16 protein-coding genes and 1 pseudogene are annotated in these 21,537 nt (G+C 59.8%); 11 read left to right on the top strand and 6 right to left on the bottom strand.

Going from position 1 to position 21,537, the window contains the following annotated elements; all coding sequences use genetic code 11:
• Positions 1-186: 186 nt before the first annotated feature.
• The 5 genes from purN to purF all read right to left on the bottom strand — a co-directional run bounded on the left by purN (position 187) and on the right by purF (position 4,972).
• Positions 187-816 (bottom strand): phosphoribosylglycinamide formyltransferase, encoded by a 630-nt coding sequence (gene purN, locus C4334_RS01495; protein WP_352430309.1) that lies wholly within the window; start codon positions 814-816, stop codon positions 187-189.
• A 99-nt stretch (positions 817-915) separates the two neighbouring features.
• Entirely contained in the window at positions 916-1,956 is a 1,041-nt protein-coding gene (purM, locus tag C4334_RS01490; protein ID WP_352430308.1) for a phosphoribosylformylglycinamidine cyclo-ligase, read from the bottom strand.
• A 15-nt stretch (positions 1,957-1,971) separates the two neighbouring features.
• Positions 1,972-2,256 (bottom strand): DUF3006 domain-containing protein, encoded by a 285-nt coding sequence (locus C4334_RS01485; protein ID WP_352430307.1) that lies wholly within the window; start codon positions 2,254-2,256, stop codon positions 1,972-1,974.
• A gap of 75 nt (positions 2,257-2,331) precedes the next feature.
• A complete protein-coding gene (locus C4334_RS01480) occupies positions 2,332-3,468 on the bottom strand; it encodes a ComEC/Rec2 family competence protein (protein ID WP_352430306.1) in 1,137 nt (378 codons plus the stop codon).
• Between the two features lie 79 nt (positions 3,469-3,547).
• Positions 3,548-4,972, bottom strand: coding sequence for an amidophosphoribosyltransferase (gene purF, locus C4334_RS01475; RefSeq protein WP_352430305.1), 1,425 nt, complete (start codon positions 4,970-4,972; stop codon positions 3,548-3,550).
• Positions 4,973-5,148: 176 nt separating this feature from the next.
• Between purF and C4334_RS01470 the strand changes: the two genes are divergently transcribed.
• The 8 genes from C4334_RS01470 to ald all read left to right on the top strand — a co-directional run bounded on the left by C4334_RS01470 (position 5,149) and on the right by ald (position 13,216).
• A complete protein-coding gene (locus tag C4334_RS01470; RefSeq protein WP_352430304.1) occupies positions 5,149-5,397 on the top strand; it encodes a glutaredoxin family protein in 249 nt (82 codons plus the stop codon).
• A gap of 43 nt (positions 5,398-5,440) precedes the next feature.
• The gene (locus C4334_RS01465; protein WP_352430303.1) at positions 5,441-5,953 is read left to right on the top strand and encodes a hypothetical protein; all 513 of its coding nucleotides are present in this window, start codon (positions 5,441-5,443) and stop codon (positions 5,951-5,953) included.
• Positions 5,954-6,063: 110 nt separating this feature from the next.
• Positions 6,064-7,026 (top strand): MDR/zinc-dependent alcohol dehydrogenase-like family protein, encoded by a 963-nt coding sequence (locus C4334_RS01460; protein ID WP_352430302.1) that lies wholly within the window; start codon positions 6,064-6,066, stop codon positions 7,024-7,026.
• Positions 7,027-7,127: 101 nt separating this feature from the next.
• Positions 7,128-8,108, top strand: coding sequence for a DMT family transporter (locus C4334_RS01455; protein WP_352430301.1), 981 nt, complete (start codon positions 7,128-7,130; stop codon positions 8,106-8,108).
• 257 nt (positions 8,109-8,365) lie between these two features.
• Complete coding sequence (locus tag C4334_RS01450; RefSeq protein ID WP_352430300.1) at positions 8,366-9,928, top strand: Do family serine endopeptidase; 1,563 nt, start codon at positions 8,366-8,368, stop codon at positions 9,926-9,928.
• A 106-nt stretch (positions 9,929-10,034) separates the two neighbouring features.
• Complete coding sequence (locus tag C4334_RS01445; protein ID WP_352430299.1) at positions 10,035-11,594, top strand: aldehyde dehydrogenase family protein; 1,560 nt, start codon at positions 10,035-10,037, stop codon at positions 11,592-11,594.
• 123 nt (positions 11,595-11,717) lie between these two features.
• A complete protein-coding gene (locus C4334_RS01440) occupies positions 11,718-11,870 on the top strand; it encodes a hypothetical protein (RefSeq protein WP_352430298.1) in 153 nt (50 codons plus the stop codon).
• A gap of 209 nt (positions 11,871-12,079) precedes the next feature.
• Positions 12,080-13,216: an alanine dehydrogenase gene (gene ald, locus C4334_RS01435; protein ID WP_352430297.1), complete on the top strand. Its 1,137-nt coding sequence runs from the start codon at positions 12,080-12,082 to the stop codon at positions 13,214-13,216.
• Positions 13,217-13,375: 159 nt separating this feature from the next.
• On the opposite strand, the gene C4334_RS01430 is transcribed toward ald, so the two are convergent.
• The gene (locus C4334_RS01430; RefSeq protein ID WP_352430296.1) at positions 13,376-13,795 is read right to left on the bottom strand and encodes a response regulator; all 420 of its coding nucleotides are present in this window, start codon (positions 13,793-13,795) and stop codon (positions 13,376-13,378) included.
• A gap of 374 nt (positions 13,796-14,169) precedes the next feature.
• On the opposite strand from C4334_RS01430, the gene C4334_RS01425 reads away from it, so the two are divergent.
• The 3 genes and pseudogenes from C4334_RS01425 to C4334_RS01415 all read left to right on the top strand — a co-directional run bounded on the left by C4334_RS01425 (position 14,170) and on the right by C4334_RS01415 (position 21,078).
• Entirely contained in the window at positions 14,170-15,513 is a 1,344-nt protein-coding gene (locus tag C4334_RS01425; RefSeq protein ID WP_352430295.1) for a DUF512 domain-containing protein, read from the top strand.
• Between the two features lie 567 nt (positions 15,514-16,080).
• Positions 16,081-17,022: pseudogene (locus C4334_RS01420) on the top strand (outer membrane beta-barrel protein); the annotation flags it as partial.
• Between the two features lie 912 nt (positions 17,023-17,934).
• A complete protein-coding gene (locus tag C4334_RS01415) occupies positions 17,935-21,078 on the top strand; it encodes a TonB-dependent receptor (protein WP_352430293.1) in 3,144 nt (1,047 codons plus the stop codon).
• The last annotated feature ends 459 nt before the right edge of the window (positions 21,079-21,537 follow it).

Raw genomic sequence — 21,537 nt, 5'->3', positions numbered from 1 at the left:
CTTTCGGGCACGAACGGCGAGCGCGGATCATCCACCGAGGCGAAAGGAAAGGGAGTCGCTGATCAGCGACTTCGCGTTCTTGTCGATGCGTTCGGCATCCATCGAGAAAAGTGAATGGCAGAGGGATTTGCGAGGACAACCACCGAGGGTTCGGACGCCGACGGCAACGGAGCGGCGCATCGGCGTTCATCGAGATTTGAGGAGCACCCTTCTTCCGATCAATTGGAAGTCTCCGCGCAAGACGCGCGCGACAGCCGCCGGATAGGCTTTATGTTCTTGGGCGAGGATACGCGCCGAAAGCGTCTCCACCGTATCGTCATCGAGCACGGGGACGACACGTTGTTCGATGATCGGCCCGCCATCGAGCGTCTCATCGACGAAGTGCACGGTGCAACCGGTCCATTTCACGCCGTGTTCAAGGGCTTGACGCTGCGCATCGAGCCCCGGAAAAGAGGGCAGCAGACTCGGATGGATGTTGAGCGTGCGCCAGCGATAAGCTTCGATGAAGACTGGCGAAAGAAGGCGCATGTAACCGGCGAGACAAACGAGATCCACGTGCCGTGCGCGCAAGGCGGCGATGATCTCGCGCTCATGCTCTTCGCGCGAGGATGCACGCCGCTCGATGACGAGCGTTTCGATTCCCTGCTCGGCGGCCAGTTTCAACCCAGGCGCGTTGGCCCGGTCGCTTACGACGACGACGATTTGCGCCTCTCGAATTTCGCCTTCGCGCACGGCACGCGCGAGCGCCAGCATGTTCGAGCCGCGCCCTGAGATCAGCACCCCGAGGCGATGAATTTCGTTCGCTTCGTCCGACATCGTCCGAATGACAAACGTCCTGTTTCGTAGAGATTCGAGCTCCCATCAATCGAGCGAGTCACGAGGGCGCGCGACTTCGGATTCCGATCTAGAAGGTCATCACTCGATGATCACGGCGCGCTCGCCTTCAATGACTCGCCCGATGGTGAAGCACTTTTGCCCGTGAGCTTCGACGTGCGCGCCAATCTTCGATTCATCTTCCGCGGCGGCAATGACGATCATGCCGACGCCCATGTTGAACGTGCGGAACATCTCGTCATCGGCGACGTCGCCCACGCGTTGCACGAGTTCGAAGATCGCCGGCACGGGCCATGTGCCGCGCGCGATCCGCACGCTCGTGCCGGCGGGCAAAACGCGCGGCACGTTGCCGGGCAAACCGCCGCCCGTGATGTGCGCAAGGCCTTTGACCAGGCGTTGAGCGAGCAGACCTTCGAGCGGGCGCAAGTAGCTGGCATGCGGCATCAAGAGCGCTTCGCCGACGCTCATCCCCAACTCTTCGAGATAAGAATCGTGCCGCCAACCGGCGATTTCGAAGAGGATCTTGCGCGCGAGCGAGTAACCATTGGTGTGCAAGCCCGTGGAAGGCAACGCCAACACGACATCGCCCGGCGTGATCCGTCGTCCATCGATGATCTCGTCGCGTTCGACAATGCCGACGATGAAACCGGCCAGATCGTACTCGCCATCGGAGTAAAAGCCGGGCATTTCAGCCGTCTCGCCGCCGAGCAGCGCGCAACCGTTTTCACGGCAACCGAGCGCGATGCCTTCGACGATTTGTGCCACGACATCCGGCGCGAGTCGTCCGGTTGCGATGTAATCGAGAAAAAAGAGCGGGCGCGCGCCTTGCGTCAGGATGTCGTTGACGCAATGGTTGACCAGATCGCGTCCGACGCTGTTATGAACGCCGGTGAGAAAAGCGATCTTCAACTTCGTCCCGACACCGTCGGCAGAGGCGACCAGCACGGGCGCGCGCATCTGCGCAAAGCGCGCATCGAACATGCCGCCAAAGCTTCCGATCTCGGTCAACACGCGCTCGTTGAACGTCGCACGAGCAAGGGCTTTGATTTGCTCTTTGGCGCGATCGGCGGCTTCGATCGAGACTCCGGCATCCGAATATGTGAGCGAACGTTTCGCGCTCATGCTCTTGAGGCAGACCTACAATTTGAAATCTTTCTTGCCCTTGCTTCGGCTTCGTTGTTGCAGACGTTCGAGCAGCCGACGAGTCTCCTCCTCGGCGCGTTGTTGCGACTCTTCGTCTATCTCGATGCGGATGCGCAAGTGCGTGCCCTCTCCGCTGCCGGCTGGAAGATAGGCGCGCGGGAAATCAGCGCGCCCGCGTTCATCATCGCCTAAAAGCAACACCGCCCAATCGCCATCTTCGATGCGATCCACAACGGCATGAATCGTCACTTCGCGTCGGTCTTTCGCTTCATCTGTCATAGCAGGCAACCTTCGCGCCTCTTTGAACTCCTCTGTGTTTTCGCCGTCGAACAGCCGAAAAAGCGTGCAGCGCAATCAACGGCCATCGCCGGCGGCGCGCTCGCGCTTTTTCCGACGAGGCTCACCGAATTCGCCGTAGGCGACGAAACCCGAGCGATCCGAATCGTCGCGCACGGGACGCCGCCCGACCCACACGTCCTCGCCTGCCGGTCGTTCGGTCTTGACGTCGAATTCGCGCCCGCCGCGCGTCGCGATCGTGATCTCGCCCTGAAGATCGGTGCGATAGAGGCGCACGCCGGCGGCGCGCAACCGGTCCAACACCTCTTGGCTCGGATGACCATAACGGTTGTCGTACCCGCACGAGATCACGGCCGCATCCGGGCGAACGATGCGCAGGAAGCGCTCCGACGTTGCGTAGCGCGAACCGTGGTGCCCGATCTTGAGCACGCGCGCGCGCAAGTTGGCTCCGCGATCGATCAACCGCTCTTCCGTCTGCGCCTCGGCATCACCCATCAAAAGCATGGAGAAATCGCCGTAATCGAGCCGCGCGACGATGGAATTGGCGTTCTGCACCGACCCGCCAGCGCGCAGTTGATCTGCTGTAAAGAGAGGCTCGGTCGGCGCGAGCACAGTGATCACGGCGCCGCCACCGAGATCGAAGCGTTGGCCCGGTTCGGCCTTGATGTACTCGGCGCCGCTTCTTTCGACCGCGGCGAGGAAATCGCGGTAGGCTTTGGTCGTCGGCAAGACGACTTCACCGCGCGTGCGCGTCGTGCGTGCGCGTCCGCGCTCTTGGGTGTTCTCATCCGAAGCCGATCTCGATGGCGGAGCCAAACCCGTGTCGAGCACCTTCTTGACGGGGAAGCGAGCGAAGACCTCATCCGCCGCGCCGATGTGATCAGCGTGCGCGTGCGAGGCGATGAACAGGTCTATCTGCTGCACGCCTGCCCGACGCATCGCTTGCGCGATGTGGTCACCGTTGCCCGTGTCGCCAGCATCGATGAGCGCTACTTTGCCTTCGGGCGAAACGATGAGAATGGAATCTCCCTGCCCGACATCGAGGATGTGAACGCGCAGTTCACCGCCTGATGGCGGCGGCGGTTTCTCGCGCCACTTCGGCCAGATCAGGTAGTAGAAGATGAGCGCGGCGCCACCGAGAACGATGACCAAAAACAGCAGCAAGCAACCACAACCGCGTCTATCGCGCGCCACCGATTCGTTCTGCCTCCGACGATGTGACGGTTCTTTGATCCTTCATCAACAACGTTCCTGATCCTTCGCCGCGCCTTTCTCACCGGAGATCGCCTACCGGCTCGCGCTCGCGCTCATGGATCGTCTCAGCCGCGCGCGTAATGCGCGTCGGGTACTGACCGGTCCAACAGGCCACGCACGAGACTTCCCGCGGGAAGCCACATGCTTCGAGCATGCCCTCGAGCGAAAGGTAGCCGAGCGAATCAGCCTCGATAAAGGCGCGCACTTCTTCGACCGACATGCGCGCGGCGATCAGGTCCGACTTGTTCGGCGTATCAACGCCGTAAAAACATGGGCTGATCGTCGGCGGGCAACTGATGCGCACGTGCACCTCTTTGGCCCCAGCCTCGCGCACCATGCGGACGATCTTCTTCGACGTGGTGCCGCGCACAATGGAATCGTCGATCAAGACGACGCGTCTGCCCTTCAAAAGATCGCGCACGGGATTGAGTTTTATGCGCACGCCGAAAGAACGGATTGATTGCTGCGGCTCGATGAAGGTGCGTCCGACGTAATGATTGCGGACAAGACCGTGCCGATAGGCGAGACCTGATTGTGCCGCATAGCCGATGGCTGCCGCAACGCCTGAATCGGGTACGGGCACAACGATATCCGCCTCAGCCGGATGCTCGATGGCCAAGCGTTTGCCCATCTTGTGCCGCGATTCGTTGACCGAACGGCCGAAGATGATCGAATCGGGACGCGAAAAATAGACGTGCTCAAAGATGCAGAAGGCGTGCGGACGAGGCGGCAATGGATGAGAAGAGCGCAGCCCGACCTCATCGATGACGATCATCTCGCCCGGCTCGATGTCGCGCACATACAGCGCATCGATCAGATCGAAAGCGCACGTCTCCGAAGCGATCACCCAAGCGTCGCCTAGGCGGCCCAGCGCCAGCGGACGAAAGCCGCGCGGATCGCGAATGGCGATCAGCGCTTCGGGCGTCAAAAAGAGCATCGAGAAAGCGCCCTCCATGTCGCGCAGCACCTCGGGGATTGCGGCGACGACCGACGGCGCAGGCGAGCGCGCGAGTTTGTGGAGCACGACCTCGGTATCAGAAGTCGAAGAGAAGATCGCTCCTTGTCGTTCCAAAGCTCGGCGCTCTTCGGAGGCGAATGGGAAGTTGCCGTTGTGACAGACGGCGACCTGCCCATGTTGGCACGCGACCAAAAACGGCTGCGCTTCGCGAATCGAGACCTCGCCCGCGGTGGAATATCGCACGTGTCCGATGGCGCTTGCGCCCGGCAGACGGTTCAAACGTTCGGCATCGAACACGTCCGATACCAACCCCATCGCCCGTTCGGAGCGCAACACAACGCCATCGCTGGCGACGATGCCGCACGATTCCTGTCCGCGATGCTGCAGCGCGTAAAGGCCCAGATAGGTCAAACGCGCCGCTTCCGGATGACCGTAGATGCCGAACACGCCACACTCTTCGTGCAGCTTATCCGGGCGGTTGAACATTCGAGGCGTGATCTCCACTTCGGAAGTCAGCAGGTCTGAGTCCTTGAAACTCGACGGTCTATTAAAGCACCGCGTCGCAAGTTCGAGCAAGCCGTCGGCGGCGATCATATAGAGCAAGGGCGCGGTGTGTTATCATTGCCACGGGCAAAGCAATCGCTGCGAACGCAGGAGGAGCGATGCAGGTCAAGGTTTACGGCACCGAACAGTGCGCAGATACGCAACGCACGCTCAAACAGTTGAGCGGCTTCGGCGTCGCCTTCGCGTATGTGGACATCGCCAAGGACAACCGCGCCGCACAATGGGTGCGCGAGCAGAACGGCGGCCAGTTGCGCACGCCGACGCTTGAAGTGGCGGGGCAGATCTTGAGCGTGCCGGACGAAGAAGAACTCGAAAGCGTGCTGCGCGAGAAAGGTTTCATGGCTTGAAGCGTCGCGCGCCCACGGTGAAGACCATTTGTGAGAAAGTCACTTGCGACAGCAACCGAATCCGCTTCGTCAAGTCATCGCTTTCATCCTCGGTTCGACGCTCATCTTCGCGCTCGTCAGCGCGGGTTGGCGCATCTACCGCCGGTTGCCGCAAAGCGAACCGATCGCGTGGGGTAAGCGCCCCGGTCAACAGACGGAGACGCGAGTCATCGTTCGTCTGCGTCGTCTTCCAATGGATAGCGTCGCCGGAACGGCAGTTGAGTTCTACCCGCTCGACGTCGAGGCTTTGCGGCGCGAGTTCATCGCCGTGCGGAGCCCGGGCCAGAAGTTCGAGGATTTTCTCTCCAGTCGGTTGAAGGATCGTCCGCCCATCGCGGCCAAATTTGATGCACGTGGGCGCACGGTCGCGCAGGTTCCGCCCGGCAAATGGTGGGTTCACGCAACGCTTCAGGGCGAAGTGACATGGACGTGGCGTCTTCCGGTCCACGTCTCGGGACAAGAGTTAACGGTGGAACTGACGCCAGAGAACGCCTATGCGCGCGCACGTAGCTTCTGAAGATCAGCGACGTCGAGGCGCCCGAAGGTCGTTTTCGCTGAGGCGCCCGAACTTCAACATCCAAAGAGAAGAACGCGAGCTTTTCCATAGAACCGACGAAACGAAGCGATATGAAAGCGCTAAGGTACGAACAGGGTCAGTTGAAGATCACTGAAGTCGCCAAACCCAGCGACGAGCGCGAAGCGGTGGTGCGCGTCCGCATCGCCGGCATTTGCAACACCGACCTCGAAATCGCGCGTGGATATGCGGGCTTCCAGGGAACACTCGGACATGAATTCGTGGGCATCGTCGAGAGCGCGCCGGACGCTTCTCTGATCGGGCAGCGTGTCGTCGGTGAGATCAACGCCGGGTGCGGTCAGTGCGCGCTGTGTCGTGCAGGCGACCCGCGACATTGCCCGCACCGCACCGTGCTCGGCATCGTCGGGCGCGACGGAGCCTTTGCTGAGTACCTGAGCCTGCCCGTGGAAAACCTTCATCGCGTGCCCGATCAAGTGTCGGACGAAGAGGCAGTCTTCACCGAACCGCTCGCTGCCGCTTACGGCATCCTTGAACAAGTGCGGCTCGATGGGCGGACGCCGACGGCAGTCATCGGCGACGGCAAGTTAGGGCTGCTCTGCGCGCAAGCGCTTGCTACTACGGGAGCGCCGGTGACGCTCGTCGGCAAGCATCGGAACAAGCTGGAGATCGCCCGCCGACGCGGCATCCGCACGATTTTGCTCGAGGAGTTCCTCGCTTCCCAAAAGACGAAACGCGCCTTCGCCGTCGCCGTGGAAGCTTCCGGCTCGGCGGCGGGCTTCGAGGTCGCGCGCCAGGCGCTCGCCCCGCGCGGCAAGCTCGTCTTGAAATCGACCTTTCACGGCACGACCGAAATCAACGCCGCGCGCATCGTCGTCGATGAGATCAGCGTGATCGGCTCGCGTTGCGGACGGTTCGCGCCGGCGCTGGAGCTTCTCGCCCAAAAAGCGGTGGACGTGCAGAGCTTGATCAGCGAAGAATATGCGTTGGCAGAAGGATTGCGCGCGATGGAACGCGCCGCAGCGCCGGGCGTGCTCAAAGTGCTTTTGCGACCGTAAGACGAAGCGCTTCGACCTTCCTGTTCAGGGCGTGCCCGAGATGGCAATCCTTTTTTATCCATGCGCAGGAGCGCTGAACTTAACAGAGAAGCCGTTTGAAGATGATGCGATTGAGAGCTGACCTAAAAGCCGACGGTGCCCTTTTCTTAACCACTTTGATCTGGGGCTCGACGTTCGTCATCGCCAAAGACATACTGGTCCGTTGGCCGCCTTTCGCTTATCTGAGTTTTCGCTTCGGCGTGGCGAGCCTCGCGCTCGCGCTCCTGTTTCCACGCGCACTGGTGCGCGCTACGCGCGACGAGCTTCGTGCCGGCATCATCCTAGGGCTTCTTGTCGGCGGCGGCTTCGCGTTGCAAGCGATCGGTCAGGTTTACACCACGCCGTCTAAATCGGCTTTCATCACGGGATTGACGACGCCGCTTGTGCCTATTGTCGCCTATCTTTTCACGAAAGCGCGTCCCAGCGTGGAGAACGCTGTCGGCATCATTCTCGCTTCCACTGGCGGCGCGCTCATCCTCATGCCGCACGAAGGGGGCGTCAATACGGGCGATCTGCTGACGCTTGCTTGCACCATCTGCTTCGCGTTGCACATCGCCTTGATGAGCCGTTACGCCAGCCGCTACGAGATCAAACGTCTCACCGTTCTTCAGATCGCGATGGCCGCCATCTGCTTCGCCATCTTGTGGGCGTTCTTTCGACTGCTGGCGCTCGAAGGCGACGGACCGCTGGCGCGCGAAGCGTCGCCGCTCGTATGGGACGCGCGCATCTGCTGGCAACTCGTCTATCTAGCGCTGATCGCTACGGTCCTCACTTTTCTGCTTTGGACGTGGGGACAAGCGCGCATGTCGGCGACGCATGCGGCGATCATCTTCAGCCTCGAACCCGTCTTTGCGACCGTCTTCGCTTTGGCCGTGCGCGGCAGCGAAGAGTGGTTCGGCGCGCGCGGCGCAGTGGGCGCCATGCTCGTGCTGACTGGCGTCATCGCCTCGGAAATACAGTGGGCGCCACGCCAAGAAGGGGCCGCCGCGCAAAGAAGGCACCAAAAAGAGGCCGAAGGGGCGCTGGAAGCCTTCTCCGAATGATCTTTTTTCCAAATGGCCGTTCGCAGCCCCTCTCCCGGCGCAAAGCGTTTCCGCCGAACGTTACCTGTTAGGCCCCTGATTGCGGCAGACTCCGCCTTCCGGTTATACTCGTTCCACCTCGTCCTTTGGTGCGCCGAAGTAGAGACACAAAGGCGATTGTGGGAATCGAACACGCTTTCGCTCTTTCATTGAATAAAGCCTTTGGTGGTCATCGCGCGCTCTGCGAGCGAAAGGAAGAACGAAGAGGTTTGATCGTTATGCAGTACGATGTTCATCCCAGCGGGCCTCGAGAGATCGAACAACAGCTTCTCAAGCGCATGCGCGTCTGGATCATCGCGCTCGCCGTCGTCTGTGTCGGCAGCGGCATGTTCATTGGCGCTTTGCTGGCGGGCCATCCGGCCATTGCGCAGAACGACGCGCAGGTGGCGTGCGCGCCCGAAGCTTTGTCGGCCTCGTTTGCCGAGATCGCGCGGCGCGTCGAACCGGCCGTAGTCAACATCGACACGGTCTCGGCGCTCGACATCGCCATGCGCGACACGGACGAAGAGGATGGAGAGCAGAACGCCCCGCCTTCGGGCAACCCGTTTTCGGACATGTTCCGACGGCGACGCCCGCCGACAACGCGCGGCGTCGGCAGCGGTTTCATCGTCGATCCTAAAGGTTATATCTTGACCAACCAGCACGTGGTCGAAGGGGCCACGCGCATCATCGTGCAACTGCAAACGGGCGAGAAGCTGCGCGGCGAAATCATCGGCATGGACGAGGATACGGATCTAGCTGTAATCAAAGTCAACGCCGGGCGCGATCTGCCGACGGTGAAATTCGGCAACTCCGATGAGGTGCAAGTCGGCGATTGGGTACTGGCCATCGGTTCGCCCTTCGGTTTGGACCAGACGGTTACCGCCGGCATCATCTCGACCAAGGATCGACAAACGCGCGGAGCCTCCAACTTCCAACGGTTCATTCAAACCGATGCGGCCATCAACCGTGGCAATTCGGGCGGGCCGCTCGTGAACATGCGCGGCGAGGTGATCGGCGTCAATTCGCAGATCGCGACGACCACAGGAGACTACAACGGCATCGGGTTTGCGCTGCCCTCCAACACAGCAGCCTTCGTCTACCATCAGATCGTCGCCCAAGGTCGCGTGCGTCGCGGCTACCTCGGCGTCTTTCTCGAATCGGTCCAGCGCGAATACGCACAGGTTTATGGCCTGCCGGAAGCGCGCGGGGCGATCATCACCGAGCTTTCGGAAGAACCGAGTCCGGCGTCGCGCGCTGGGTTGCAACACGGCGACATCATCATCGAATTCAACGGGCAACCGGTGACCAACGCCCAAGACCTGATCAACAAGGTCGCCGCCACGCCCGTCGGTCAAACGGTCAACATCGCCTACTTGCGCGAAGTGAACGGCAAGTTCGAGCGGCGCACGACCAGCGTCGCCGTGGGCGAGCGCCCGTCGCGCAAAGCCGCGCGCCATCGCGCCGCGTCAGGCGAAAGAGCACGTCCGAGAAGAAACGATGAGCGCCCGCGTCTCGGATTGACTTTGAGCGAACTGACGCCGCAGATCATCGCTGAAAGGAACCTGCGCGGAGCGCGCGGGCTGCTCATCACGGAAGTCGAACCCGATAGCCTCGCCGACGATGCGAATTTGCTCAAAGGATGGGTGATTCAGCGCGTCAACCGCACGTCGGTCAACACCCTTGCCGATTTCGAGCGCATCGTCAACGCGCTCAAACCGGGCGACCCCGTGGTGATGATCGTCATCAGCTATGAGGGCGGACGCGCTAATCAAAGGATCGTTCAATTCACATACCAGTGAGCGAGTGGGTGATGGGCAAAAAACAACGGACGAGCAGCGCAGGTTCGTCGCGCTGTTCGTCCGTCGCTCGTTCGCTTCGCCCTTGTTGCCCGCTCTGATTGCGACTATGGCACAAGCACGCAAAGCCCCCAACAAGAAGAACGAACGCGCCGCCGCGCGTCGAACAGCGGTCAAAACCTACTACAACTACATCGGCGGAGAGTGGGTGCCGTCCGTTTCGGGCGAGTACTTTGAAAACATCAATCCGGCTGATACGCGCGACGTGGTCGGGCGCTTTCCGCTCTCAACTGCCGAGGATATCGCTCGCGCCGTGGAAGCGGCAACGGATGCTTTCGATCGTTGGCGACGCACGCCCGCGCCGCGGCGCGCAGAACTTCTTTTCCGCCTCGGCGAGATACTCGTGCGCCACAAAGAACGGTTCGCCGCTGAGATGACGCGCGAAATGGGAAAGGTTCTCAAAGAGACGGGCGGCGACGTACAGGAAGCGATCGATTGCACATACTTCGCGGCAGGCGAAGGGCGGCGGCTTCACGGCTTTACGACGACTTCGGAACTACCCGATAAGTTCGCCATGTGCGTGCGTCAGCCCGTCGGCATCTGCGGTTTGATCACGCCGTGGAACTTCCCAATGGCGATCCCGTCGTGGAAACTGATGCCCGCGCTCATTTGCGGCAACACGGTCGTTCTCAAACCGGCGGAAGACACGCCGCTTTCCACCATCAACTTGGTGAAGGCGTGCGAAGAGGCGGGCATTCCGCCAGGCGTGGTCAACGTCGTCACAGGCTATGGCGAAACGGTTGGCGCCGCCTTGACTGAACACGAAGGGGTCCGCTTGATCTCGTTCACCGGTTCGACCGAAACCGGGCGCCTCGTCGCGAGCAAGTGTGCCGAGCGGAACGCCATCTGCTCGCTGGAGATGGGCGGCAAGAACGTCATCATCGTGATGGACGACGCCGATCTTGAACTCGCCATCGAGGGCGCCGTGTGGGGCGCGTTCGGCACCTCCGGTCAGCGTTGCACGGCCTCGTCTCGCCTTGTGGTCCACAAGAAGGTTTACAAACGTTTCTCGCAGATGCTCGTCGAGCGGGCGCGCGCGCTGCGCGTCGGCAATGGAGCCGATCCCAAAACGGAGATGGGTCCTGTGATCAATGCCAATGCCGTCGCCAAGATCATGGGCTACATCGAGATCGGGCAGCGCGAAGACGGGGCGAAGCTCGCCTGCGGCGGGAAGCGTCTCACAGAAGGCGAGTACGCCCACGGCTACTTCATCGAGCCGACCGTCTTCGTTGACGTGGCCCCGCAGATGCGCATCGCGCAAGAAGAGATTTTCGGTCCGGTGACGGCAGTGATCCCAACTAACTCGCTTGAAGAAGCGCTTGAGATCGCCAACGGCGTCCGGTACGGCCTATCGGCCTCGATCTACACGCGAGACGTCAATCGCGCTTTTCACGCGATGCACGAGGTTTACACAGGTATCTTCTACATCAACGCGCCGACCATCGGTGCTGAAGTCCACTTGCCCTTCGGTGGAACCAAAGCGACCGGCAACGGTCACCGCGAAGCGGGTACACAAGTTCTCGATATCTTCAGCGAGTGGAAGGCCGTTTATATCGATTACAGCGGCAGACTCCAGCGCGCGCAGATCGATACAGCGCAGATGGGATGAGGAGGGCGAAGTTTGATCTGCGACAAGATCACGCGCTCTTCGATGCTCGAGGTTGTTGATCGCGTCATTTAGTTCGCAAGACGTGCCAATGACCGCAAGCGCGCAGTCGAAGACGAAGCGAAGATGATGACCGCACGAATCGAAACGCTCCCGAACGCTGTGGATTCAGATCCATCGGCTAGCGCCGAGCGACGCGAACGGCTTTGCAGCAAATTCAGCGTGCGCGAAGAACGCAGGCTCGCTGATCCGGCGCAGAAGAACCGAAGATTTCATTGATGAAGAGCGTCGAGGCGGCGCCGCAAAAATGAGTTTGAGCCCAGCACACGCAACGGACGACCGGCGCCTTGACACGCTGAAGTTAGAAATACTGTTGTTTTCCGTTGACGGTCAACGAGATGATGAGGAGGCCGAGCGACAGCGACGCTACGGCAGCAGTCACGTTCTTAATGGATTCGTATACTCAATTCGCATCGGAGAAAGGTAAAGTGATCGTAGGACTTCCAAAAGAGATCAAAGACAACGAATACCGCGTCGGGCTTGTGCCTGCGGGGGTACGCGCTTTGACCGACGCCGGGCACACAGTGTTGGTCGAGCGCGGCGCGGGCGAAGGGTCCGGCTTTGAAGATGCGCTCTACGAGCGCGCGGGCGCGAAGATTCTCGACTCGGCCGATGATGTATGGGCCGAGGCTGAAATGATCGTCAAAGTCAAAGAGCCGATCGCACCCGAATACGGACGCATGCGTGAAGGGCAGATACTTTTCACCTACCTACACCTTGCGCCCGACCGCGAACTGACGCGCCAACTTCTCGAACGTCGCGTGACCGGCATCGCTTATGAGACCATCACCGACCGTCACGGTCATCTGCCGCTGCTGACGCCGATGTCGGAAGTCGCCGGGCGCATGGCCGTGCAGATCGGCGCCCACTACCTCGAAAAGATGGGCGGCGGACGCGGCGTGCTCTTGGGCGGCGTGCCCGGCGTGCCCGCTGCGCGCGTCGTCATCTTGGGCGGCGGCGTGGTCGGCACCAACGCCGCCAAAATCGCCGTCGGCATGGGCGCGCAGGTGACCATCATCGACCGCGACCTCGACCGTTTGCGCGAACTCGATGACATCTTCCTGTCGCGGATCACGACGCTCGCTTCAAACTCCTACTCAATCCATGAAGCGATCAGCCACGCCGATTTGATCATCGGCGCCGTGCTCATTCCGGGCGCAGCCGCGCCCAAACTCGTCACGCGCTCGATGCTCAAAGACGTGCCAAACGGCGCGGTCATCATTGATGTTTCGGTCGATCAAGGCGGCTGCATCGAGACGACGCACCCGACGACGCATTCGGACCCGACCTATTACGTCGAGGGAGTGCTTCATTACTGCGTCGCCAACATGCCCGGCGCGGTGCCGCGCACCTCGACCTTTGCCTTGACCAACGCGACGCTTCCCTATGCGCTCAAACTGGCCAATCTCGGCTTTCTCGAAGCCATTGCGGAAGATCAAGGTCTGCGCGCTGGCGTCAACACTTATGCCGGACATATCACTTACCAAGCGGTCGCCGAATCGCAAGGCTTGCCTTACACACCGCTTGAAAATCTTTTGGGCAGCCCATTGAAAACGGCGCGCTAGAAGCGGTCGGCGACGGCAGCCGAACCCAACGCGCAACGCCCACACGAGCGCGCGCGACGAGCGCAAAAAAAGAGCGAGCCACGTGCGGCTCGCTCTAACATTTACAAGGAGGCGGAAGGATGAGGGTTCTGACGCGAAAAATGGCGCGCCCCGTTCGGACTACTCGCCGACGAGCTTCGCTAAACAAGCGGATAACTGCTCTGGATTGACCGGTTTTGACAGAAAAGCATCCGGCATCGCCGTTTCATCCTTGAAAGCTTCGGTTCGTTCCAAGCCGCTTAACAGGACCACCGGGACGTGCATGAAACGCGGATGACGACGGAAGAAACGGCACAGCTCGTAACCGTTGAGCTGCGGCATGATGGCATCAGTTATCACTAGATCGAAGCGGGCTGATAAAGAGAGCTTCATCGCTTCCAAACCATCGGCGGCGGAGATCACAGCGAACCCCGCTTTTTGCAGCAGCACTTCCATGTAACGCCGAACCGCGCGATCGTCTTCTACTAGCAACACCGTGCCACGCGGCGCGGTCTCGGTCGCCGTCGCCATCTCGACTGTGTTCTCTAAAGCGCCTCTCATCCCCCCACTCCTCCCCCTCGAAAATGACAAGGGCAACCGAAAAGAAAGCAAACGCCGTGCCTCCCTCCTCGAGCGAAGCCGGTGACGACCCTCTTTCGCATCTTGAAATGCCGTTTCCGTTTGCTTAACGCGAGAGGCAGTAGAGTTGACGGTTTTTGGCGGGCTGACGTGCGGTTTTTCGTCACTGGCCCCAAAGTCTGAAGAAAAGCCGCCCTTTCGTTTTCAGATGCGTCACCGTTTTGTCAATTTGACAGAAAACTGTCATCCCGACAGCTTGCTCCAGCGGAAAGCGGATCTTCAGCCTCATGCCCGAAGCGTAATCCGCACAAGTAGTGCTATACTTAAAATTTCGCATTTCGGCAGCGCTAAAGAGCATGTACGAATTCGCCGTCACACCCGCCACATTAAAGATCCGCCGTCGTGGAGCGGAGATCGCCGAAGTCGCGCCGGGCGGTCTTGGTGCCGAACTCGACCTTGAGCCCGGCGACCGCATCATCCGCGTCAACGGTCACAAGGTGCGCGATTACTTGGACTTCAACTTCTACGCGGCAGGCGAAACACTGCTGACGCTTGAGGTCATCAAGAAGGACGGCGAGCATTGGGAGATAGAGGTCGAACGAGCCGAAGATGAAGACTTTGGGCTGACGTTCGAGCAGATCGTCCCGCGTCAATGCGCCAACGAGTGTATCTTCTGCTTCTGCAAAGGCAATCCGCCAAACGCGCGCTCGGCCCTTTTCGTCCGCGATGAAGACGTGCGCCTCTCCTTTCTCTACGGCAACTACACCACACTCACTTCGATCACCGCAGAGGAGATGGAGCGCGTCATCGAGCAGCGGCTTTCGCCGCAATACGTTTCGATTCACGCTACCGACGTCGATGTACGCGCTTATCTGCTCGGCATAGACCGCCGCCGCGCTGATATTTCCGCCAAGCTCCAGCGATTGATGGATGCCGGCATCGAAATCCACGCGCAAGTTGTCCTCTGCCCGACGATCAACGATGGGGCAGTGCTGCTCCGCACGATCGAAGACCTCGCCGCGCACTATCCGCGCATACGCAGCGTCGCCATCGTGCCGTTGGGTTTGACCCGCTACAACCGCGACCCGCGCCTTGTGCCCGTTACGGCTGAGTTCTGTCGGCGCGTGATCGATGACATCGCGCCGGTCCAACGCCGTTTGCGTGAAAGGCTCGGGACGAACTTCGCGTTTCTCGGCGACGAAATCTATCTGCGTGCCGGACGCCCCGTTCCCGGGCGCCGTCATTACGGCGACTACCCGCAGATCGAAGATGGCGTCGGCATGGTGCGCGCTTTTTACGAACGGTTCAACGCGCTCTGGAGAAGGTTGCAGCGCCGTCCGCCAGCGCATCCTGCACGCCTGCATGCCACAGTGATGACGGGTAAGCTCTTCGCGCCAATTTTGCGCGAACGATTGGAGCGCATCAACGCGCGCTTCGGCACGCGTTTGCACGTGGCAGCCGTCGAGAACACTTACTTCGGTCCGGAGATCGTCGTCGCCGGATTGATCACCGGGCAAGATGTCTTGGCGGCGCGCGACGCGATCCAAGGCGAAAGCTTGATCATCCCACGATCGGCGCTGCGAGGCGACGAGGACCTGATGCTCGATGGAACAACGCTCGTCGATCTCGAACGCCAACTGGGCATCGCCGTCCGAGCGCATGACCTTTCGTCGTTCGCACGCTTGATCGCCGCAGGGTGATGCACGGCCTCACCTATTCGCCGGACCGCTGCTCGGCCCAACAGCACAAACGAACCACGGAGCGCAGTCTACAGGACGCAACGTCTCCTGCGACGGGCGTGGGCGCTAACAGCACAAACGAACCGGAGGACACGCCTGATGCGAGATTCAAAACTGATTGCTAGGAACTCGCCGTCCGGTCATAGCCTCACGGCCCGCAGCCGGGAGCTTGAAGCTGTGAGAAGAGACCTAGAGGGCTTGCGGTGCAGCCGAATAATCTGTGAATCGCGCAAACCAAGGCGTGCTCGACAGATTTGCCACTGAACCCCTAACTAGATGAGATCCGCTCGCCAGCGGCGCAGCGGTAGCCGACGACAGCTTTGAAATCAGCTCCAACCGCACGAGATCAAGGCGCACAGTTGCGCTCTCGGCACCTCTCAACCAGAACGCGGACGGTTTCGCTCCTAATGGGCGGCGACATCTGATCCAGCGCGCCGCAGCCTGCGCCGGATCTGGGTTCAATAACAACCCCAGAACCAACGGCAACGGGCGCGTGAATCCCAGCCTCGGTCCGGTGAGGTTACGCACCAACGGCGCGACTTCGACCTATACCATGGATTGCAAACGCGCTTCGAAACGCGGTTGGCCAATCTGCTGTCGCTGCGCGTCAATTACACCCTCAGCAAAACCATCGACAATGCGTCCGAAATATTCTCCACGTTCGGAGGAGGCCAGACCGTGGCCCACTCACAGAATCCGTTCAACACGACGCGCGGCGAACGAGGGCTTTCCGCCTTCCATCAAAAACACGTCCTCACCTCTGACTTCATTTATGAGCTGCCCTTTTTCCGCTCACAGCAAGGCTTTGTCGGACGGCTGCTTGGCGGCTATCAGCTATCCGGTATCGTCCGCCTAGGATCCGGACGGCCCTACACGCCTTTGCAGATCTTCGCGACGTATGACCCAGGGTGGGAGAACAGCTTCATCGGCGCTGGCGGCCTGCGCCCATACGTTGGCAACCCAAGCGCCCCGGCCAGCACCGTCGCATTCGGAAGCACGGCGGCGGGCTTGCTTTTCGGTTATAGCGTCCCCGCCGGTCAGTTCGTTGTCTTCGATACGAGCAAAGCTGGCTCTACAGGCAGCGTCGTCTCCGCGTCGCAAGCGATGCAACAGGCGAGGTTGATCTACAACGACTTCGGGCTGTTCACGCAGTTCGGAGTTCCGCTGAACCTGCTCGAAGCGTTCCAAATGTTCAAGACGCCGTACAGCTCGCTTGGGCGCAACACGTTCACGGGTCAACCGTTCTACTTGGTCAATTTGGCCGTCATCAAACAGACTAGATTGACCGAACGGACCAAACTCGAATTCCGCGCCGAAGCGGCCAATCTGCTCAACAGGCGAAACTTCGGCGTCCCCGATCCTATCCTTGAAGATGCTTACACGGGTTTCACCGTCGGGAGCTATCAGAACCCAGGCTTCAACGCTGGTGGGAGTCGCACGCTGCGCTTCGGCATGCGCTTCATTTTCTGAAGACCTGAAAATCTTCGGAATGGTCGAGGCTGGAGAGAACACCCTGCACTCTCCAGCCTCGGCTTTTATCTGCCAAACGTCATTGCGTGAGCGAACTGCTTGGCGCCGATCTTGACGGCTTCGATCACATCGAAAAAGCGAGTCATTGCGTGCGGGAGCGACGTGTTGTCCGCCTTGAACTCATCGCGGAGGAACCATCGAAAGCGAGCCAGCCGATCTGGCCCAGTGTCACAAGCGCCCGAAGACAAGCCGGTTAGTATAACTCACAGTTCTCGACCCATTGCGGCAACTCGTGGACACGCCGCTCCTACGAGCAGCATCCCCCGGTTGCTTCCCGTTTCTTCAACTGACACTCCCCCAGCAACTCCGATGGTGACTCGTTCATCACGCGAGCAACCGTATCTCGCCCGCGTCGCGCGAGTTCCCTATGACCGACTGATCTAGTTAACTTCCTCGCGAGCAGCGCTCGACTCTGAGAATCATCTCCGCCATCGCTGTTTCACCTTTCAAAAACAAGCTGTTTGGCTTGGCCCCCTTCGTGATCCTCGCCGTTTAGAATGCCCGCGCTTTGCGCCACCGCGAAATCCATAAATTTGGATCGCCCATCCATTTTTTTGGATTTTCGCCAGCGCGATCGGTCGCGGAAAGACTGTAAATGCTTGAAAACTCAAGGATGCCTTCCATAAACGGCGCGCGGCACAAAAATTGCTAGATCGCAACAACGGGTTCTGCCGTCTGTACGACCGCCAGCGAGTCCCCAGCTGAGGCAACACGAGGACCGCAGGTTTCGACCAGTACGGATCGGCTGAAATCCTGCGTTCGCAGTAGCGATTTGAACGAATCTCCTGGGCGCCTGATGACGCGCGCAAGGAGAGCCTTTTCATCAAGCTGCAAAAGACAATGGAGGAGTAAATGCAGAAAATTGCCCATGCATTTGTGTGCTTGTTGTTCTTCATGCTTGTCCCAATCGCCGTCGAAGCACAAACGATCTACGGCAACATCTCAGGACAAGTAGTTGATGAAACGGGAGCTGCCGTGCCCGGCGCGACGATCACTGTCACCAACGTGAGCACGGGAGCAAAGCGGGAAGCAACGACCAACGAAGAGGGACTGTACAGAATCAGCGGCCTGCCCGTTGGCCTCTACAGCGTAAGAGCTGAAAAGAGCGGTTTCGCCCCGCAGACGGTCGAGAACTTGGAGGTCTCGACGGGCGTAGATTCAACCGCCAACTTCAAACTCAGCGTCGGCGCGGTCCGCGAGGAAGTGGTCGTTGTCGCAGCGGGCGCCTTGCTCGAAGCGCAACAAAGCCAGGTGACGAAAACTGTTGATCCTGTGAGGATCTTGGAGCTACCCGGAAGAAACTCTCTCGGCGGCTTGGCGCTGCTTCAACCGGGCGTCTTGCCGAACAATAATGGTCGTCCCGGGTCAGGGTTCGCCGTCAACGGGAATCGCACCCGCTCGAATAACTTCACGATCGATGGGGCCAACAACAACGATCAATCCTTGTCTATCCCGAGACAGACTCTGCCGCCCGAGGCGATTCAGGAGTTTCAAATAATCACCAACACTTTCGCCGCAGAGTTTGGCCGCAACGCTGGCTCATACGTCAATCAGATCACTCGTTCTGGAACCAATGAGTTCCACGGCGCGGCCTTCTACTTCTGGAACGGTAACGGGTACAATGCACTCACCACGGGCCAGGAGCGGACTTTCAAAGCGCTCCGTGCCAGCGGTCTTTCCAAATATCAAGCTTTGCGCGGCGCAAGAAACGTCGTCGTCGACCACGTCTACGGCGGAACGTTCGGTGGACCGATCGTGAAGAACCACACCTTCTTCTTCACGAGTTACGATGCCGACAACTTTCGCAGCACAGTTGGCGCGTCCGTGCGCCCGGCGATCTCCCCCGAAGGCGTAGCCAATCTTCGCGCCAACGCATCGCGATTTGCCCCCGGCGCCCTCGACTTTTTGCTCAACACTTTCCCCGTGGCCAACGATCCGACGCCTCGCGGAACTTTGACCGTCCGTGATCCGTCGGGCGCGGTCGTGACCACAGTGCCGTTGCAGCAATTCAATCGCGCGCGCAATGCCGGCATCCCATATCGCACGGACTTCCACCGGTGGTTGGCCAAGATCAACACAAAGATCAACGACAAAGACCAGCTCTCTTTCCGTTACCTCATTGACAACTCGGAAGATCCTGGTACCCCGGCGAGCATCCCCGGACAAGAGATCGGCCAATATGTGCTGAACCAATCTTTCACCATCAACGACGTTTATGCCCTCACGCCCAAGCTGGTCAACGAGTTCCGCGCGACTTACAGCCGCCGCAGCATCACCTTCCCCGAAAACTTGCCGACCGCCTTTTCGATCTCCGGCGCAAGCGGCGCTTTCACCATCGGCAACATCAACTACCCACAGTCCCGCGTGGATAACGTTTACGAGCTGACGGATAACGTGTCCTACACGACTGGCGGAAAGCACAACTTCAAGTTCGGGTACAACCTCCTCCGCTACGATCTGAACAGCTTCTTCGCGCCGAACTTGCGCGGGTCAATCACCTACCCGAGCTTGGGAGACTTTCTCTTTGACCGAAACGCCAGCTTTTCGCAATTTGCCGGCACAGGACTCGTGAATGCACGGACCTACGAACATAGCTGGTTCGGCCAAGACGATTGGCGCGTGACGCCCGATTTGACGCTCAACTTAGGCTTGCGTTACGAGTACGTCACGGCGCCCTTCGGTTACTTCTCCAACGCGAAACCGGACATAAACAACTTCAGTCCGGTGGTCGGGTTCGCTTACAATCCGAAAGGAGTGCTTGACGGGCGGCTCGTATTCCGCGCCGGTTTCCGCATCAGCTACGATCAAGTCTTCCAGAACATCCTGCTCAATAACTCGCGCAACTACCCGCGCGGCGTCAACATCACCACCAGCGGCGTGAGCGGCGCGCGTCCTTACCTCGGATTGCCGCCTGCGCCTCCGCCGGAGGAGTTCGTTCGCCGCGGCGGAAACCCAAATCTGTTGCCGCTGAGACTTTTCCATCCAAACGAGCGGATTCGCCAACCTGAGTCGCGTCAGTGGACGGTTGGGATTCAGTACCTGATCGCCAACGATTTCGTCTTCAAGGCCGAGTATATCGGGACGCAAGGGCGAAATCTGATCAGGGAGCTGGAAGAGAACCTCGGTTTCTTCCCGCCGCTCGGCAACGGACAGAGAAAGGATCCGACCAGAGGCTCGATCCTCGTTGGCCGCGGCATCGCCCGTTCGATCTATCATTCCGGGCAGTTCACGCTGGAGCGAAGATTGTCCCGGCTCAACCTCTTCGGGACGAACTTCGGGAGCATCGTCTTCAACGTCAACTACACCTATAGCTCCTACATCAGCGAAAGCGACGACGTCCTCGGAGGGCAGACGAACCGAACGTTGCCCGCTGATCCGCGCAATCCATCCTTGGATCGCGCGCGATCTGGGTTTGATCAGCCGCACAGATTCGTCGCAAGCTACGTCTTCTCCACGCCGGAAGTCTTCCGCGAAAGGCCTCTGCTCAACCGTCTCTTCAGCGGATGGGAGCTTTCCGGAACCACCGTGTCGGCTTCAGGAACGCCGTACTCGATTCTGAGCGCCAATAACCAGCTCGGGATCCTGCCCGGGCAGATCGCTACCATCGCGTTTTCGCAGCGCCCCGGATTCAATCCCAATGGGCTTCCGAGAACGATCACCATCGCCAATGCCCAAGGCGTGCCGCAAGATCCGAACGCCCGGTATATCGTCTACCCAGAAAATTCGGGCATCCTCGGTTCGCTGGGCGCAAACACCGAACGCACGGGAACGACCAATAACACGAACCTAGCGCTGGTCAAGAACGTTCGCACCTTCGGCGAAAGCCAACGCATACAGTTCCGCGTTGAGGTCTTCAACGTCTTCAACCACCGGAACTTCACGGTCATCCCCGACAACACGGCGTCGTCCTCGACCAACCCGCTGACCTTCCTCAACCTCGGACAGACCAATGTCGGCGGACGGTCCTTCTCCTTTGGCGCGCGCTACTTCTTCTGATCAGTACGCTTGCAAGCGAGGTTGGGAGCGCAAGTCAAGTCGCTCCCAACCTCTTTCGCTCAACCGCGTTCGATCTGAAGACAAAGCCAATCAAGCATCTTCTCGCGCCCCGTTTCGCAACTCGCATGTCTGATCAGCCGCGACATGGCGAAGCAGGGTTAACCAAAAACCTTCTCACCTCCCGTTCTGCAACTCATGGACAAGCGTTGCGCGACACACGTCTTCGCTGCTGCCTGCTGCTTCCATTGATGCTCGTCAAGGCACCTACAAGCTCCGACGCCTGCCGCTCGTCACTTCACCGCCGCGCTCGATGGCGCGCGCTTGCACGAAGAGCCATTCGCCAGACGAAGCGAGGACGAGCGATCTAGCCCTTTTGTCCACGGCCCGACGAACAAGGCAGATCCGTCGCCCTTTTCATCCCGCTTATGATGCCGCCACATCTTATCCATTTTTTTGGAT

Origin of the sequence: Pyrinomonas sp. (assembly GCF_040289685.1) — a bacterium.
Taxonomy (GTDB): domain Bacteria; phylum Acidobacteriota; class Blastocatellia; order Pyrinomonadales; family Pyrinomonadaceae; genus Pyrinomonas.
Note: the sequence above shows the minus strand (reverse complement) of the source record. Positions and strands in the feature narration are given on the sequence as shown.